We start from the raw sequence: 16,235 nt of genomic DNA, 5'->3' as shown, positions 1-16,235 counted from the left end.
CGGCCCGCCCGGGGCACCCGGCGTGGAAGGATGGCCGGAAAGTCGCGAAGTTAAGGAGATGCCCAGGTGCCTGGAACGAATCTGACCCGCGAAGAGGCGCAGCGGAGGGCTCGTCTGCTGACCGTCGACACGTACGAGATCGACCTCGACCTGTCCGGCGCGCAGGAGGGGGGCACCTTCCGCTCCGAGACCGTGGTGCGGTTCGACGCGGCCGAGGCGGGCGCGGAGACGTTCATCGACCTGGTGGCGCCCACGGTGCACGAGGTCGTGCTGAACGGGACCGCGCTCGACGTGGCCGAGGTGTTCGCGGACAGCCGGATCTCGCTGCCGGGCCTGGTGGCCGGCCGCAACGAGCTGAAGGTCGTCGCGGACTGCGCGTACACCAACACCGGCGAGGGCCTGCACCGCTTCGTCGACCCGGTCGACCAGCAGGCCTACCTGTACACCCAGTTCGAGGTGCCCGACGCGCGGCGCGTCTTCGCCTCCTTCGAGCAGCCCGACCTCAAGGCCGTCTTCACGTTCACCGTGAAGGCCCCCGAGGGCTGGACGGTCATCTCCAACTCGCCGACCCCCGAGCGGCCCGCCGACGACGTCTGGCGCTTCGAGCCGACCCAGCGGATCTCCACGTACATCACGGCCCTGATCGCCGGCCCGTACCACAGCGTGCACAGCGCGTACGAGAAGGACGGCCGCAGTATTCCGCTGGCCATCTACTGCCGCCCCTCGCTGGCCGAGTTCCTGGACGCGGACCACATCTTCGAGGTGACGCGCCAGGGCTTCGACTGGTTCGAGGAGAAGTTCGCCTACCCCTACCCCTTCCCCAAGTACGACCAGCTCTTCGTGCCGGAGTTCAACGCGGGCGCGATGGAGAACGCGGGCGCGGTCACCATCCGCGACCAGTACGTCTTCCGCTCGAAGGTGACGGACGCCGCGTACGAGGGGCGCGCCGAGACGATCCTCCACGAGCTGGCCCACATGTGGTTCGGCGACCTGGTCACCATGGAGTGGTGGAACGACCTGTGGCTGAACGAGTCGTTCGCCACCTTCACCTCGATCGCCTGCCAGGCCTCCGCGCCGGGCTCGCGCTGGCCCCATGCGTGGACGACCTTCGCGAACTCCATGAAGACCTGGGCGTACCGGCAGGACCAGCTGCCGTCCACCCACCCGATCATGGCCGAGATCCGCGACCTGGACGACGTGCTCGTCAACTTCGACGGCATCACCTACGCCAAGGGCGCGTCCGTCCTCAAGCAGCTCGTCGCCTACGTGGGCGAGGACGCGTTCTTCCGCGGCGTCCAGGCGTACTTCAAGACGCACGCCTTCGGCAACACCCGCCTCACCGACCTGCTCGGCGCGCTGGAGGAGACCTCCGGCCGCGACCTGACCACCTGGTCGAAGCTGTGGCTGGAGACCGCCGGCATCAACATCCTGCGCCCGGAGATCGAGACCGACGCCTCCGGCGTCGTCACCTCCTTCGCCGTCCGCCAGGAGGCCCCCGCCCTGCCCGCCGGCGCCAAGGGCGAGCCCACGCTGCGGCCGCACCGGATCGCCGTCGGCCTGTACGAGCTGGAGGGCGGCAAGCTCGTCCGCAAGGAGCGGATCGAGCTCGACGTCGACGGTGAGCTGACGCCCGTCGACGCGCTCGTCGGCAAGCCCCGGCCGGCCGTCGTGCTGCTCAACGACGACGACCTGTCCTACGCCAAGGTCCGCCTCGACGAGCAGTCGCTCGCGACCGTCACCGCCCACCTCGGCGACTTCACCGAGTCCCTGCCGCGCGCCCTGTGCTGGGCCTCCGCGTGGGACATGACGCGCGACGGCGAGCTCGCCGCCCGCGACTACCTCGCGCTCGTCCTCTCCGGCATCGCCAAGGAGTCGGACATCGGCGTCGTGCAGTCGCTGCAGCGGCAGGTCAAGCTGGCCCTGGACCTCTACGCCGCCCCCGAGTGGCGTGCGACGGGCCTCGCCCGGTGGACCGAGGCGGCCCTCGCCCACCTGAAGTCCGCCGAGCCGGGCAGCGACCACCAGCTCGCCTGGGCCCGCGCCTTCGCCGCCACCGCCCGTACGGACGAGCAGCTCGCCCTGCTGCAGGGGCTCCTCGACGGCACCGACGAGATCGGCGGCCTCGCCGTCGACACCGAGCTGCGCTGGGCCCTGCTCGGCCGCCTCGCGGCCACCGGGCGCGCGGACGAGGCCGCGATCGCGGCCGAGCTGGAGCGGGACCGGACGTCCGCGGGCGAGCGGTACGCCGCGGCGGCGCGGGCCTCGCGGCCCACGGCCGAGGCCAAGGACGCGGCGTGGAAGTCGGTCGTCGAGTCGGCGGCCCTGCCCAACGCCGTGCAGGAGGCCGTCATCGGCGGCTTCGTCCAGGCCGACCAGCGCGAGCTGCTCGCGCCCTACAGCGCGAAGTTCTTCGCGGCGGTCAAGGGCGTGTGGGAGAGCCGCAGCCACGAGATCGCCCAGCAGATCGCGATCGGTCTGTACCCGGCGCTGCTGGTCTCCCAGGAGACCCTGGACGCGACCGACGCGTGGCTGTCCTCGGCCGAGCCGAACGCCGCGCTGCGCCGCCTGATCATGGAGTCCCGCTCGGGAGTCGAGCGCGCCCTCAAGGCCCAGGCGGCGGACGCGTCCGCGGCGAGCTGACGCACGCTGCGCGAAGCGCATGGAGGGCGCCCCCGGCTCGGCCGAGCCGGGGGCGCCCTCGGTCGTTTGCGGGGCTGGCCGGCCCTGCGGCCCGCACTCTCGGGTCATGAGGCCCGGCCTCACAGAATCCGCCGCGACGGCTGCCGGACCGCACCACGGGGGTTTCTCGCCGTCGCGGCGGGAGAAGATGCCAGGGCCTGTCGGCCCTGGGCGCCCGAGGCATGAGGCCTTGCCTCAGGCCTGCTCCGCCCTCGCGGCGCGCCGCGCGAGCAGCGCGGCGCGGCGCTCGTCGAACTTCGTGGCCTGGTCGTCGAGGCCGTTCATGAACAGGCCCAGTTCCTCCTGGGCGCGGAGGCCCTCCGGGCCGAGGCCGGTGATCTCCAGGACCTTCAGGAAGCGCAGGACCGGTTCGAGGACGTCGTCGTGGTGGATGCGCAGGTTGTAGATCCCGCCGATCGCCATCTGGGCCGCGGCCCGCTCGAAGCCGGGGATGCCGTGGCCGGGCATCCGGAAGTTCACGACCACGTCGCGGACCGCCCCCATCGTCTGGTCGGGCGCGAGCTCGAACGCCTTACCGAGCAGGTTGCGGTAGAAGACCATGTGGAGGTTCTCGTCCGTGGCGATGCGGGCGAGCATCCGGTCGCAGACGGGGTCGCCGGAGTGGCGTCCGGTATTGCGGTGGGAGATGCGGGTGGCGAGCTCCTGGAAGGCGACGTACGCCACCGAGTGCAGCATGCTGTGCCGGTTGTCGGATTCGAAGCCCTCGCTCATGTGCGCCATCCGGAACCGCTCCAGGGCGACGGGGTCGACGGCCCGCGAGGTCAGCAGGTAGTCCCGCATGACGATGCCGTGCCGGCCCTCCTCCGCCGTCCAGCGGTGCACCCACGTGCCCCAGGCGCCGTCGCGGCCGAAGAGCTGGGCGATCTCGTGGTGGTAGCTGGGGAGGTTGTCCTCGGTGAGGAGGTTGACCACGAGGGCGGTGCGCCCGATGTCGGTGACCTTGGACTGCTCGGGCGCCCAGGCCTCGCCGCCCATGACGCCGTCGAAGTCGCGCCCGTCGCTCCAGGGCACGTACTCGTGCGGCATCCACTCCTTGGCGACCTTCAGGTGCCGGTTGAGCTCGGCCTCGACGACCTCTTCGAGGGCGTACAGCAGGCGGCTGTCGCTCCACACGGCCCGGGCGTGGTGGCGAAGGGGGGCGATGGTCACGGACAGCTCCTGGGGGACGATCACACTTACGGTTCCGTAGGTTACGACACCGTAAGTTAAACGGACCGTAAAGCGAAACCAGCGGCTCCGGATTGAGGCCGGGGACACACCCGTGAACCGCGCGCGGGAACATCCGCGGGAACGCACGCAAAAAGCCCGGTGCCCCCGGTCCAGAAGGACCGGGGGCACCGGGCTGAAGAAGATCGAGCAGGCTAGCGCGTGCGCGGGTGGTGGGTGTCGACGGTGTGCGGGTTGTCCGAGTGCCTGGCGGCGACCATCGTGAGGCCGGCGATCACCAGGAAGAGGACGATCGGCGCGGCGACGTAGAGGCCGAGCGTATTGATCATGCTCAGGCCCGGACCCGGGTCGTCACCGTCGTCGCGGGTGAGCGCGAACGCGGGGGACGACATCAGCAGCATCAGCAGCGTGCCGGCCGAGATGGCACCGGCTCGCACGGCGTTCTTGTTCTTAGTGCTCACGGCCTCAAGATATCGGGAGCATAAGAGACCCGCGCGCCCGGGGGTGGGGCTAGGGCCCCGCCACCGCTCCCACCTCCGCCATCAGGGCCCGCAGCCGGGGCGAGGCCGCGAGCTCCTCCAGGGACAGCGGGCGCCCGTCGGGGCCGGCGACCGGCAGCCGCCAGTTCGGGTACTCGTCCCAGGTGCCGGGGAGGTTCTGCGGGCGGCGGTCCCCGACGGCGTCCGGCAGCCAGACGCCGATCAGGCGGGCGGGGGTGCGCAGCAGGTAGCGGTGGACGGCCAGGACGGCCGTCTCCTCGTCGCAGGGCCCCTCGGGCAGCAGGCCCAGCCGCCGGAAGAGCTCCAGCCACTCGCCCACCTCCCGCGCGTCCTCCCGCCGCTCCTCGTCGAGCGGGCGGGTGAGCAGCCCCAGCCGGTGGCGCAGGGCGACGTGGTCGCCGGTGAGGCGGGCGGCGGTGCTGGGCAGGTCGTGGGTGGTGGCGGTGGCCAGGCAGCCGGTGCGCCACCGGCCGGGCGGCAGCGGTGCGGCGTCCCCGGCCGTGTGGTCCCGGTAGTCCCGCTCGAACCACAGCACCGACGTGCCGAGGACGCCGCGCTCGGCCAGCGCCTCGCGGACCCCCGGCTCGACCGTGCCCAGGTCCTCCCCCACGACCGCGGCCCCTGCCCGGTGGGCCTCCAGGGCGAGGACGCCGAGCATCGCCTCGGGGTCGTAGCGGACGTACGTGCCCCGGGTGGGATCCGCGCCCTGCGGCACCCACCACAGACGGAACAGGCCCATCACGTGGTCGATGCGCAGGCCGCCCGCGTGCCGCAGCAGGCCGCGCAGCAGCTCGCGGTAGGGGCGGTAGCCGCAGGCCTCCAGGGCGTCGGGGCGCCAGGGCGGCAGGCCCCAGTCCTGGCCGCGGGGGCTGAAGGCGTCGGGGGGCGCGCCGACGGACATGCCGGCGGCGAAGGCGTCCTGCTGCGCCCAGGTGTCCGCGCCCGAGGGGTGCACGCCGACGGCGAGGTCGTGGACGAGGCCGACGCGCATGCCGGCCGCCCTGGCGGTGCGCTGGGCGGCCGCGAGCTGCTCGTCGGTGAGCCAGGCGAGCCGGCTGTGGAAGTCGACGCGGTCGGCCAGGCCGGCGCGGGCGCGGGCCGTGTCCGCCGAACGGGGGTCGCGGAGCCCTCCCGGCCACGCGCGCCAGTCCGGCCCGTGCACCTCGGCGAGCGCGCACCAGGTGCCGTGGTCCTCCAGGGCGCTGCCCTGCCCGGCGCGGAAGGCCTCGTACGCGGCGACGCGGGCGGGGCCGAGCGGCACGGTGCGGACGAGTTCCAGGGCGCGCCGCTTGAGCTCCCACACCGCGTCGCGGTCGATGAGCTCGCCCTTGTGGAGCACGGCGTCGCGCAGGGCGGCGGCCTGCCCGAGGAGCTGCTCGGCGTGCTCGCGCCGCTCGCCGGTGAGCAGCCCGAACTCGGGCACGTCCTCGACGCGCAGGTGGACGGGGTCGGGGAAGCGGCGGGAGGAGGGCCGGTAGGGCGAGGGGTCGGTGGGGGCGCCGCCCGCGCCGGGCACGGCCGCGTGCAGGGGGTTGACCTGGACGAAGTCGGCGCCGAAGGTGCGGCCGGACCAGTCGGCGAGCGCGGCCAGGTCGCCGAGGTCGCCCATGCCCCAGGAGCGGGCGGAGAGCAGGGAGTAGAGCTGGACGAGGAAGCCGTGGCCGCGCCGGGGCGGGGCGGGCAGCCGGTCCGGGGCGACGATCAGGGACGCGGTGGCGGACCGGCCGTCGGGTGCGTGGGCGCGCAGCAGGTGCGTGCCGAGCGGGAGCGCGCCGGGGGCGGCTCCGGCGGCGGGGTCCAGGACGACGACGTCCCCGGTCTCCGTCTCCACGCACATCTCGGTGCCCGGCGGCAGGACGGGCGGCGCGCCGCGCCCGGCGCGCAGGACCACCGTGGCGGGCAGCAGCCTGTGCCGGGCCGCCTCCTCGTGGGCGGCCAGGGCCTCCCGCACGGAGGCGGGCGTGGAGGCGTCGACGCCGAGGGCGGCGAGGACGGCGACGACGGTCTCCTCCGGCACGCCGACGCTGCGGCCGGGGGCGGGGCTGTACGACGTCGCGATGCCGTGCAGTGCGGCGAGCCGCGCCCTGGCCATCTGCACCTCGGCCATCACCACCTCCGCAGGTGTCCGTGCCGAAGGCCGTACCCGCCGCCGGGCCGCGGGACACCACTCGAATTCCCGTTCACCCGCGGACGTTCGGCTTTCGCCGTCGACGCGCCGGGCAATACAGGCACTTCGGTCACGTGCGTTGACACGCCTTGCGGCTGGTGATGGGCTCGCCCCCGTCGGGAGCACCTAGGGGCGAGGGAGACGGCCGTGCACTTCCGGGGCAGCGACTCCTCACCCGGCGGCCACGGGCCCGTGCGCCCCCGGCGCGCCGGGGTCACCGTCCTCGCGGCGGCCCTGCTGGGCGGACTGCTGGCGGGCGCGCCCGGCACCGTCGCGGCGCCCCGGCCCGGTGACGCCGCCGCGGCCGCGCCCGATCCGCAGGGCGAGGGCGCCCTGCCGCCGGTGTGGCCGCGGCCGCAGGCGTCGCGCGCGCTGGGCTCGTACGCCCAGGTGGGCGACGAGGTCACCCTGATGGCCGAGCCGGGCACCGACCCGTACGCGGTCCAGGCGCTGCGCGACGTCCTGCGCGACGCGGGTGCGCGGACGGTCGTGGACGCGGCCCCGGGCGGCACGCCGCCTCCGCGCGGCCTGATCGTCTACGCGGGCGGGCGGGGCGCGGAGGAGGCGCTGCGGGCGCTGGGCGCGCCGGAGGCCGGGGACCTGCCGTCCGGCGGGTACCGGCTGGCCACAGGCCAGGTGGCGGGCCGGCCGACGGCCGCGCTCGCGGGCGCGGGCTCCGACGGGCTGTTCCACGCGGCGCAGACGCTGCGGCAGCTGACGGTGGAGCGGGGCGGCGCGAAGGGCTTCGCCGGGGCGGTGGTCCGCGACTGGCCGGGCACGGCGGTGCGGGGCCTGTCCGAGGGCTTCTACGGGGAGCCGTGGTCGCGCGAACAGCGTCTGGCGCAGCTGGACTTCATGGGCCGCACCAAGCAGAACCGGTATCTGTACGCGCCGGGCGACGACCCGTACCGGCAGGCCCGCTGGCGCGCCGCCTACCCCGCGGCGCAGCGCGAGGAGTTCCGCGCGCTGGCCGAGCGGGCCCGCCGCAACCACGTGACGCTGGCCTGGGCGGTGTCGCCGGGGCAGTCGATGTGCTTCTCCTCGGCCGAGGACCTGCGGGCCCTCAAGCGCAAGGTGGACGGCATGTGGGCGCTGGGCTTCCGCGCCTTCCAGCTGCAGTTCCAGGACGTGAGCTACAGCGAGTGGCACTGCGGGGCGGACTCGGACGAGTTCGGCTCGGGGCCGAAGGCGGCGGCGAAGGCGCAGGCGAAGGTCGCGGGCGCGCTGGCGGCGCACCTGGCGGCGAAGGGCGCGGAGGCGGCCCCGCTGTCGCTGCTGCCCACCGAGTACTACCAGGACGGGCGGACGGCGTTCCGGCGGGCGCTGGCGGAGCGGCTCGACCCGCGCGTGGAGGTGGCGTGGACGGGCGTCGGGGTGGTGCCGAAGACCATCACGGGCGGCGAACTGTCCGACGCCCGGGCCGCCTTCGGGCACCCGCTGGTGACGATGGACAACTACCCGGTCAACGACTTCGCGCAGGACCGTATCTTCCTCGGGCCGTACACCGGCCGGGAGCCGGCCGTCGCGACGGGCTCCGCCGCGCTGCTGGCCAACGCCTCGTCGCAGGCCTCCGTCTCGCGCATCCCGCTGTTCACAGCGGCCGACTACGCCTGGAACCCGCGCGGCTACCGCCCCGAGGAGTCCTGGCGGGCCGCGGTCGACGACCTGGCCGGGCCGGACCCGCGCACCCGGGAGGCGCTGCGGGCCCTGGCGGGCAACGACGCCTCGTCGGTGCTCGGCGGCACCGAGTCGGCGTACCTGCGCCCGCTGCTGGATGCGTTCTGGACGGCCCTGTCGGGTACGGACGCCAAGGCGCGGGACGAGGCGGCGGGCCGGCTGCGGGCCGCCTTCGGCACCATGCGGGAGGCACAGCAGCGCCTGTCGGGGTCCTTCGGCGGCGAGGTGGGCCCGTGGCTGGAGCAGCTCGCGCGGCACGGCGAGGCGGGGACGCGGGCGCTGGACATGCTGCTCGCCCAGGCCCGCGGCGACGGCGCGGAGGCCTGGCGGGCCCAGCTGGACGTGCAGCGGCTGCGCGGGCGGATCAAGGACAGCCCGGTGACGGTCGGCAAGGGCGTGCTCACCCCCTTCCTCGACCAGGCCCTGGCGCGCGCGAACGGCTGGACGGGCGTGGACCGGCCGGTGCGCTCCGCGGGCCGGGCCACCGACGGGAACCCGGCCACCGCCCTCACGCCCGCCGCGGGCGAGCCGCTGACCGTACGGCTGGAGGGGCCGCGGCCGCTGACGGCCGTCACCGTGCTCACCGCGCCCGCGCCGGGCGCGCGCGGCACGGCCTGGGCGCGCGACGTCTCCAAGGGGTGGCAGCCGCTGGGCGCCGTGTCGGACGGCGGCTGGACGCAGCTGGCCGGCAAGGGGATGCGGGCGGACGCGCTGCGGGTGGTGTGGGAGGGGGGCGGCACGCCGCCGCCCGTCCACGAGATCGCCCCGTGGTTCGCGGACACGCCCTCGGCCGACGTGGAGCTCACGCGCGCGGAGACGGACGCGGAGCTCGGCGGGCGCCCGGCGGCCGTGGAGGTGCGCATGATCAACCGGCGGCCGGAGGAGGTCCGCGAGAAGCTCGTCGTGAAGGCGCCCGAGGGCGTCTCGGTCAAGGCCCCCGCGGAGGTGGCAGTGGCGCGCGGCGGGGTGGCCACCGCCCGGATCGAGCTCACGGTCCCGGCGGGCGGCGCGGCCCGCACCTTCACCGTCCCGGTCCGCCTCGGCGACCAGGAGCGGACCCTGACCGTACGGGCGTACCCGCAGGCGGGCGGCCCGGACCTGGCGCGCGGCGCTTCCCTGGGCTCCGCGGGCGGCGGCCGGCAGCTGGAGCTGGCCCGCCCCGTCCGGCTGGGGCGGCTGGTGCTGCACTGGCGCGACGGGCAGGACGGCGAGGAGGACGCGGCCCGCTGCCGCGTCCAGGTGTCGGCGGACGGCCGCACCTGGCGGGACGCGGCCGCGGCCTCCGGCGAGGGGGCCACGGAGACGGTGCGCATGGACGCGCCGGACACGCGCTTCGTACGGGTGCAGGGCGGGAAGGCCGGTGACGCCCTGCGGGGAGTGGAGGCATACGCGGTGGACCGCCCCTGAGCGCCGGACGCACGCCGTCCCCGGGCGGCGGACGGGCCGGATCCTCAGCCTGCCCGGCGCCCGGGGTACGGAAATGGCCCGGGACTGTCAGGCGGAAATGCCGTCGATCCGGGCCATCGCGTCCTCCGCGCCGAATGCCTCGAGATAAGGCAGCCAGCGCGGGTCCCTATGGCCCGTGCCGATGATGCGCCAGGCCAGCCCGGACGGCGGCGCGGGCTGGTGACGCAGCCGCCACCCCAGCTCGGCGACGTGCCGGTCGGCCTTGACGTGATTGCAGCGGCGGCAGGCCGCCACCACGTTCTCCCAGGCGTGCTGGCCGCCGCGGCTGCGCGGGACCACGTGATCGACGCTGGTTGCGACGCCACCGCAGTACGCACAGCGCCCGCCGTCACGGGCGAAGAGTGCACGGCGGGTGAGCGGGACGGGCCCCCGAAAGGGCACGCGCACGAAGCGTTTGAGGCGGACGACGCTGGGAGCGGGGATGGTGCACGTTGCGCTGTGCATATAGGCGCCGGTGTCCTCGAGGCTGACGGCCTTCTCATTGAGGACGAGTATGAGCGCGCGGCGGAGCGGTACGACGCCGAGCGGCTCGTACGACGCGTTGAGGACCAGGACATGCGGCACGGGTGCCTCCTTGTACGCCGGCGGCGCGTGGCTCGCGCCGGGACGATCTCCTGCAAGTGTCCCCCGGCCCCTGGTCGGAGCGCCACCATGACCGGGTAACGGGTCACGGGTGTTTTGGAACACATCCTGTTCATCCCCCGCTCAAGACCCGTCGCATCTCGAACACAGCAACGGAGGATCACCTCTGCCCCGATAGTGTGGTGAGTCCGCCCGCCCGCATCTCGGGCCGGCGTCCCACACGAAGGGTTCCTGCAGTGTTCTGGTCCGCTGCCCTGGCCGCAGAAGACGCGACGCCCCGTCCTGTCTCTCTCGACGAGGCACAACGGACGGCGAACGACGCCGCCGGCTGGGTCGAGGAGAACTGGTCCGTCTGGCTCAGCAACGGCCTGCGCATCATCCTGATCGTGGTGATCGCGGTGGTGATGCGCTCCCTGATCCGGCGCGCCATCACCAAGCTCATAGCGCGCATGAACCGCACGGCCTCGGCCGTCGACGGCACGGCGCTCGGCGGTCTGCTCGTCAACGCCGAGCGGCGCCGGCAGCGCTCGGAGGCCATCGGCTCCGTGCTGCGCAGCGTCGCCTCGTTCCTGATCATGGGTACGGCCGCGCTGACCGTGCTGTCCGTGCTGAAGATCAATCTGGCCCCGCTGCTGGCGAGCGCCGGTGTGGCGGGCGTCGCCATCGGTTTCGGCGCCCGCAACCTCGTCACCGACTTCCTCTCGGGCGTCTTCATGATCCTGGAGGACCAGTACGGCGTCGGCGACACGATCGACGCCGGGGTCGCCTCCGGCGAGGTGATCGAGGTGGGCCTGCGCGTCACCAAGCTGCGCGGCGCGGACGGCGAGATCTGGTACGTGCGCAACGGCGAGGTCAAGCGCATCGGCAACCTGAGCCAGGGCTGGGCCACGGCCGGCGTCGACATCCAGGTCCGCTCGGACGAGGACCTGGACCGGGTCCGCGAGATCCTCACCCGCACGGGCGAGGAGATGCAGAAGGCCGAGCCGTGGACCGAGCGGCTGTGGGAGCCCGTCGAGGTGCTGGGCCTGAGCGCGACCTACCTCGACTCGGTGGTCGTCCGGGTCTCCGCCAAGACCATGCCGGGCAAGGCGCTCGGCGTCGAGCGCGAGCTGCGCTGGCGCATCAAGCAGGCGCTGGACACGGAGGGGATCCGCATCGTGGGGCGCCCGCCGGAGGCGAATCTGGAGACGGACGGGTCCGACCCGATGGCGGCCGTGGCCGCCCCGTCCGCCCTGGCGAACCCGGCGTCCCCGCAGTCCCAGGCCACGACGCCCATACCGCCGGCGGTGCCGGGCGCGACCCTGGGCAAGTGACGGCGGCCCGGCGGCCCCGCCGCCGGGCGGTCCGGGCCCGCGCGGCGTAGCCCCGCGCGCGGCCCGGCGCCGCTCCGCCTAGCCGCGCTCGACCTTGCCGAGGAATTCGTCCAGGTTCACGAGCATGCGGGAGATCCGCTCCTCCACGCTCAGCGTCTCCTTGTAGCGCATCGCCATCTGCGGGACCTTCTTGCCGCGCAGGTAGAGCGAGCAGGCCAGGTCCGCGCACATGTACGCGCCGACCGTGTTGCCCTCGCGCCCGGCCGGGCCGGTCCGCCGGGCGGCGAGCAGGGAGACGCCCGAGCCCGGGTGCGGGGTCAGGCACAGCGAGCACATCGTGGACTTCGCCATGCTCCGCGGCCCGCCCTGCGGCACCCGCAGGGTCACGCCGACGAGCTTCCCCTCGCGCTCGGCGACGACGTAGCCGCGGTCCGGCGCACCCGGATCCCGCCAGCCCAGGAAGTCGAGGTCCTCCCAGGGGAGTTCCGAGAGGTTGCGCGGGAGGGCGATCCGGCGCGCCTCCCCCTTGGAGCAGTTGATGAAGGACGCGCGTATGTCGTTGTCGGCGAGGGGTTGCATGGTCAGGGAAATTAACACCGTTCGGGCGGATCGTCGCATGAATTTCGGGCCGGGCGATTGACGTCCCGCCCTGTGGTTCCCTAGCCTCCGGGCATCGATAGGAAAGTTTCCTAACAGCCAGGCTCAACAGTCAGGGACGAGCCGACAGTCAGGGACGAGATGGCCGGGACCCCCGGAACGCCGCGCGTGCTGCGCGCCATGAACGACCGCGCCGCCCTCGACCTGCTCGTCGCGCACGGCCCCCTCACCCGCACCCGCCTCGGCGAGCTGACCGGCCTGTCCAAGCCCACCGCCGCCCAGCTGCTCACCCGCCTGGAGGCCGCCGGGCTGGTGCGCCGCACCGGCAGCGTCACCGGGCGGCCCGGGCCCAGCGCCGGGCTGTACGAGATCGACCCGGGCGTCGCCCACGTCGCCGCGCTGTCCGCCGGCCCCGAGGGCGTCACCGCGCTCGTCGCCGACATCGCCGGCACGGTGGCGGGCGAGCACCACGCGGCGGCGGAGCAGGGCGCGGGGGCGGCGCAGCTCGTCGCCCGGGCCGTCGACGGCGCCCTGGCCGCCGCCGGGCTCGGGCGGGACGCGCTGCACCGCACCGTCATCGGCACCCCCGGCGCCCTCGACCCGCGCACCGGCCTCCTCCGCTACGCCCCGCACCTGCCGGACTGGCGCTCCCCCGGCCTGCTCGACGAGCTCGCCGAGGTCACCGGCACGCCCGTCGTCGTCGAGAACGACGTCAACCTCGCCGCCGTCGCCGAGCAGCACGCCGGCGCGGCCCGGGGCTTCGCGGACTACGTCCTGCTGTGGGCGGACGAGGGCGTCGGCGCCGCCGTCGTCCTGGGCGGCACCCTGCTGCGCGGCGCGACCGGCGGCGCGGGCGAGGTCGGCTACATGCCGCTGCCGGGCGCGCCGCTCGCGCGCGGCGGGGACGACGCCACCGCGGGCCCCGACGGCGGTGGCGGCTTCCAGATGCTCGTCGCCTCCCCGGCCGTCGTCGCGCTCGCCCGCGCCCACGGCATCGATGCCCCTACGGCCCCCGAGGCGCTGGCCCGCGCGGCGGCGGAGCCGGGCGCGGGCGACGACGTCTACGCCGAACTGGGCAGGCGGCTGGCCCTCGGCCTCGCGGCGGTCGTCGCCGTGGTCGACCCCGGGCTGGTGGTGCTCTCCGGCGCGGTGTGCCGGGCGGGCGGCGAGCGGCTGCGCGCCATGGTGGAGGCCGAGCTCACCGGGCTCGCCCTGCCCCGGCCGCAGCTGCGGCTGAGCACCGTGGAGGACCGCCCGGTCCTGGCGGGGGCGCTGCGGACCGCGCTCGCTGCGGTACGGGAGGCAGTGTTCGACACGGCGTGATCCGTCCGCCGCTACGGCGTGCACCGTTCGCCGCTTTGACCTGGCAACCAGCAAAGGAGTCAAGGGTGAAGCTCGCAGTAGTGGGTGGCGGATCCACCTACACCCCCGAACTCGTCGACGGCTTCGCGCGGTTGCGCGACGCACTGCCGGTGGCGGAGCTCGTCCTGATCGACCCGGACGGGGAGCGGCTGGAGCTCGTCGGCGCGCTGGCGCGGCGGATCCTCGCCCGGCAGGGCCACCCGGGCCGCGTCACCTGGACCGCGGACCTGGACGCGGGCGTGGACGGCGCGGACGCCGTATTGCTCCAGCTGCGCGTGGGCGGCCAGGCGGCCCGGCAGCAGGACGAGACCTGGCCGCTGGAGTGCGGCTGCGTCGGCCAGGAGACCACCGGCGCGGGCGGGCTCGCCAAGGCGCTGCGCACGGTCCCGGTGGTGCTGGACATCGCCGAGCGGGTGCGGCGGCGCAGTCCGGACGCCTGGATCGTGGACTTCACCAACCCGGTCGGCATCGTGACGCGGGCGCTGCTGGCGGCCGGGCACCGGGCCGTGGGCCTGTGCAACGTGGCCATCGGCTTCCAGCGGAAGTTCGCCCGGCTGCTGCGGGTCGCCCCGGAGGAGGTGGCGCTGGAGCACGTGGGCCTCAACCACCTCACCTGGGAGCGGTCGGTGACCGTGGGCGGCGAGGACGTCCTGCCGCGGCTGATCGCCGAGCACGGCGACGCCGTCGCGGCCGACCTGCGCATGCCGCGCTCGGTGCTGGACCGCCTCGGCGTCGTCCCCTCCTACTACCTGCGCTACTTCTACGGGCACGACGAGGTCGTCCGGGAGCTGCGCACCAAGCCCTCGCGCGCCGCCGAGGTCGCCGCGATGGAGCGGAAACTGCTGTCCCTGTACGCCGATCCCGCGCTGGACGAGAAGCCCGCGCTCCTGGCGAAGCGCGGCGGCGCCTTCTACTCGGAGGCGGCGGTCGCCCTGACCGCGTCGCTGCTGCGGGACACCGGGGACGTCCAGGTCGTCAACGCCCTCAACGACGGCACGCTGCCCTTCCTGCCCGACGACGCGGTGATCGAGGTGCCGGCGGCGGTGGACGCGAGGGGCGCGCACCCCTTGCCCGTACGCCCGCTGGAGCCGCTGTACGCCGGGCTGGTCGCGAACGTCACGGCCTACGAGCACCTGGCGCTGGAAGCCGCGCTCAAGGGGGGCCGCGACCGGGTCTTCCGGGCGCTCCTCGCGCACCCGCTGGTGGGGCAGTTCGACCACGCCGACCGGCTGACCGACGCCCTCGTCGCGCACAACCGGGAGCACCTCGCGTGGGCGTGAGCGGCGCGCTGCTCGCGATCGACGCGGGCAACAGCAAGACGGACGTGGTGCTGGCGGGGCCGGACGGCGCCGTGCTCGGAGCCGCGCGCGGCGGGGGGTTCCGGCCGGCGCGGGCGAATGTGCGGCAGGCGGTGGACGGTCTGGCGGCGCTCGTGGAGCGGGCCGCCGCTGCCGCGGGGACGGCCGCTCCGCCGTACGCCGCCCACGTCAGCGCGTGCCTGGCCAACTGTGACCTGCCGGTGGAGGAGGAGCTGCTGACCGCGGAGATCGCCGCCCGCGGCTGGGGGCGGACGGTCGCCGTCGCCAACGACACCTTCGCACTGCTGCGGGCGGGCCTGCCCGACGGGGGCGAGCCCGTGGGCGTCGCGGTGGTGTGCGGGGCGGGCATCAACTGCGCGGGGCTCGGGCCGGGCGGCCGCACGGCCCGCTTCCCCGCGATCGGGCGGCTCTCCGGCGACTGGGGCGGCGGCGAGTGCCTGGCCGAGGAGGCGCTCTGGGCGGCGGCGCGGGCCGCCGACGGCCGGGGCGGGCCGACCTCGCTGGCCCGCGCGCTGCCCGGGCACTTCGGCCTGGACGGCATGCCCGCGCTGATCGAGGCGCTGCACCTGGGCCGGGTGGCGGCGGAGCGGCGGCACGAGCTCGTGCCGGTGCTGTTCGCGGTGGCGGCCGCGGGCGACGCGGTCGCCCGCGCCCTCGTGGCCCGGCAGGCGGAGGAGGTCGTCGCCATGGCCGCGGTCGCACTGGAGCGGCTGGGGCTGCTGGGAGCCGGGGTGCCGGTGGTGCTGGGCGGCGGGGTGCTCGCGGCACGGCACCCGCTGCTGCACGAGCAGGTGGTGGCGCTGCTGGCCGGGCGGGCGCCGCAGGCGGTGCCGGTGGTGGTCACGGCGCCGCCGGTGCTGGGCGCGGCGCTGCTGGCGCTGGACCGTGCGGGGGCTCCGGCGGCGGCCTACGCGCGACTGCGTGCGCATTACGGCGCCGCGTAGGGCGGACGGCACGGGGCAGGCAGCACGAGGCGGGCGGCACGGGGCGGGCGGCGCGGGGTCCGTTTGGCGCCTGTTTCCCTCCGTGGCGACCGGTATCGCGGAATCTGTCGTTCCCTGGCCGGAATCCGCGATACCGCCCTCTTCTTCACGTCATGTTCACATCGTGAGAGGCGTCACCACACCCCACCCCGGACAGGAAGATCTTTCGTCGGGGACCCCGGGGGCGGCCGAGTTTCCTGACATGGCGTCAACAGCGCCATTCGTCAGAAATTTCTCCCAGGACATTGGTTGACCGTTCATTTACCTAATGTCCCAAAATCGGTCAACCATTTTCTGACCCCTCCTTGGTCATGCGAGGCTCCGCCCGCACGGATTGATCACGAAATACAACAAGCAACCGCCATCAAAAGGGATTTACGGCTGCATTCGTGACAACTTCC

11 protein-coding genes are annotated in these 16,235 nt (G+C 74.5%); 6 read left to right on the top strand and 5 right to left on the bottom strand.

Annotated features, from left to right (window positions below):
* Window positions 1–66 precede the first annotated feature (66 nt).
* Window positions 67–2,640, top strand: a complete 2,574-nt coding sequence (gene pepN / locus ACFPP6_RS03375) for an aminopeptidase N (RefSeq protein ID WP_382037018.1) — start codon at window positions 67–69, stop codon at window positions 2,638–2,640.
* Between the two features lie 234 nt (window positions 2,641–2,874).
* Here the strand turns inward: pepN and ACFPP6_RS03370 are convergent, their stop codons facing one another.
* The 3 genes from ACFPP6_RS03370 to malQ all read right to left on the bottom strand — a co-directional run bounded on the left by ACFPP6_RS03370 (window position 2,875) and on the right by malQ (window position 6,459).
* The gene (locus ACFPP6_RS03370; RefSeq protein ID WP_336013765.1) at window positions 2,875–3,849 is read right to left on the bottom strand and encodes an acyl-ACP desaturase; all 975 of its coding nucleotides are present in this window, start codon (window positions 3,847–3,849) and stop codon (window positions 2,875–2,877) included.
* A 212-nt stretch (window positions 3,850–4,061) separates the two neighbouring features.
* On the bottom strand, window positions 4,062–4,268 hold the full coding sequence (locus tag ACFPP6_RS03365; RefSeq protein ID WP_079110802.1) for a hypothetical protein: 207 nt from the start codon (window positions 4,266–4,268) through the stop codon (window positions 4,062–4,064).
* Between the two features lie 109 nt (window positions 4,269–4,377).
* Window positions 4,378–6,459, bottom strand: a complete 2,082-nt coding sequence (gene malQ / locus ACFPP6_RS03360) for a 4-alpha-glucanotransferase (protein ID WP_382037695.1) — start codon at window positions 6,457–6,459, stop codon at window positions 4,378–4,380.
* A gap of 222 nt (window positions 6,460–6,681) precedes the next feature.
* Between malQ and ACFPP6_RS03355 the strand changes: the two genes are divergently transcribed.
* On the top strand, window positions 6,682–9,618 hold the full coding sequence (locus ACFPP6_RS03355; RefSeq protein ID WP_382037013.1) for a beta-N-acetylglucosaminidase domain-containing protein: 2,937 nt from the start codon (window positions 6,682–6,684) through the stop codon (window positions 9,616–9,618).
* A gap of 87 nt (window positions 9,619–9,705) precedes the next feature.
* Here ACFPP6_RS03355 and ACFPP6_RS03350 read toward each other — a convergent pair whose 3' ends face one another.
* A complete protein-coding gene (locus ACFPP6_RS03350; RefSeq protein ID WP_030366446.1) occupies window positions 9,706–10,242 on the bottom strand; it encodes an HNH endonuclease in 537 nt (178 codons plus the stop codon).
* A 254-nt stretch (window positions 10,243–10,496) separates the two neighbouring features.
* Between ACFPP6_RS03350 and ACFPP6_RS03345 the strand changes: the two genes are divergently transcribed.
* Window positions 10,497–11,573: a mechanosensitive ion channel family protein gene (locus ACFPP6_RS03345; protein WP_382037010.1), complete on the top strand. Its 1,077-nt coding sequence runs from the start codon at window positions 10,497–10,499 to the stop codon at window positions 11,571–11,573.
* A gap of 78 nt (window positions 11,574–11,651) precedes the next feature.
* Here the strand turns inward: ACFPP6_RS03345 and ACFPP6_RS03340 are convergent, their stop codons facing one another.
* Complete coding sequence (locus ACFPP6_RS03340) at window positions 11,652–12,152, bottom strand: FBP domain-containing protein (protein ID WP_382037007.1); 501 nt, start codon at window positions 12,150–12,152, stop codon at window positions 11,652–11,654.
* A gap of 159 nt (window positions 12,153–12,311) precedes the next feature.
* Between ACFPP6_RS03340 and ACFPP6_RS03335 the strand changes: the two genes are divergently transcribed.
* The 3 genes from ACFPP6_RS03335 (at window position 12,312) to ACFPP6_RS03325 (ending at window position 15,795) form a co-directional block, all read left to right on the top strand.
* The gene (locus ACFPP6_RS03335) at window positions 12,312–13,493 is read left to right on the top strand and encodes an ROK family transcriptional regulator (RefSeq protein WP_382037005.1); all 1,182 of its coding nucleotides are present in this window, start codon (window positions 12,312–12,314) and stop codon (window positions 13,491–13,493) included.
* Between the two features lie 65 nt (window positions 13,494–13,558).
* A complete protein-coding gene (locus ACFPP6_RS03330) occupies window positions 13,559–14,812 on the top strand; it encodes a 6-phospho-beta-glucosidase (protein WP_465269364.1) in 1,254 nt (417 codons plus the stop codon).
* Window positions 14,803–15,795 carry a BadF/BadG/BcrA/BcrD ATPase family protein gene (locus tag ACFPP6_RS03325; RefSeq protein WP_382037002.1) on the top strand — a complete coding sequence of 331 codons (993 nt, stop codon included), beginning with the start codon at window positions 14,803–14,805 and terminating at the stop codon, window positions 15,793–15,795. Before ACFPP6_RS03330 ends, ACFPP6_RS03325 begins: the two co-directional genes overlap by 10 nt.
* Window positions 15,796–16,235 lie beyond the last annotated feature (440 nt).

It is taken from the genome of Streptomyces aureoversilis, from assembly GCF_042657885.1.
In the GTDB taxonomy this organism is placed as follows: Bacteria; Actinomycetota; Actinomycetes; order Streptomycetales; family Streptomycetaceae; genus Streptomyces; species Streptomyces aureoversilis.
The sequence above is the reverse complement of the archived record's forward strand: the minus strand, read 5'-3'. Positions and strand labels throughout refer to the sequence as shown.

Excerpts from the sequence above, each read along its gene's own strand:
- ACFPP6_RS03335 (WP_382037005.1), top strand. The coding sequence starts at position 12,312 with ATGGCCGGGACCCCCGGAACGCCGCGCGTGCTGCGCGCCATGAACGAC.
- ACFPP6_RS03365 (WP_079110802.1), bottom strand. The coding sequence starts at position 4,268 with ATGCTGCTGATGTCGTCCCCCGCGTTCGCGCTCACCCGCGACGACGGT.
- malQ (WP_382037695.1), bottom strand. The coding sequence starts at position 6,459 with ATGGCCAGGGCGCGGCTCGCCGCACTGCACGGCATCGCGACGTCGTAC.
- ACFPP6_RS03340 (WP_382037007.1), bottom strand. The coding sequence starts at position 12,152 with ATGCAACCCCTCGCCGACAACGACATACGCGCGTCCTTCATCAACTGC.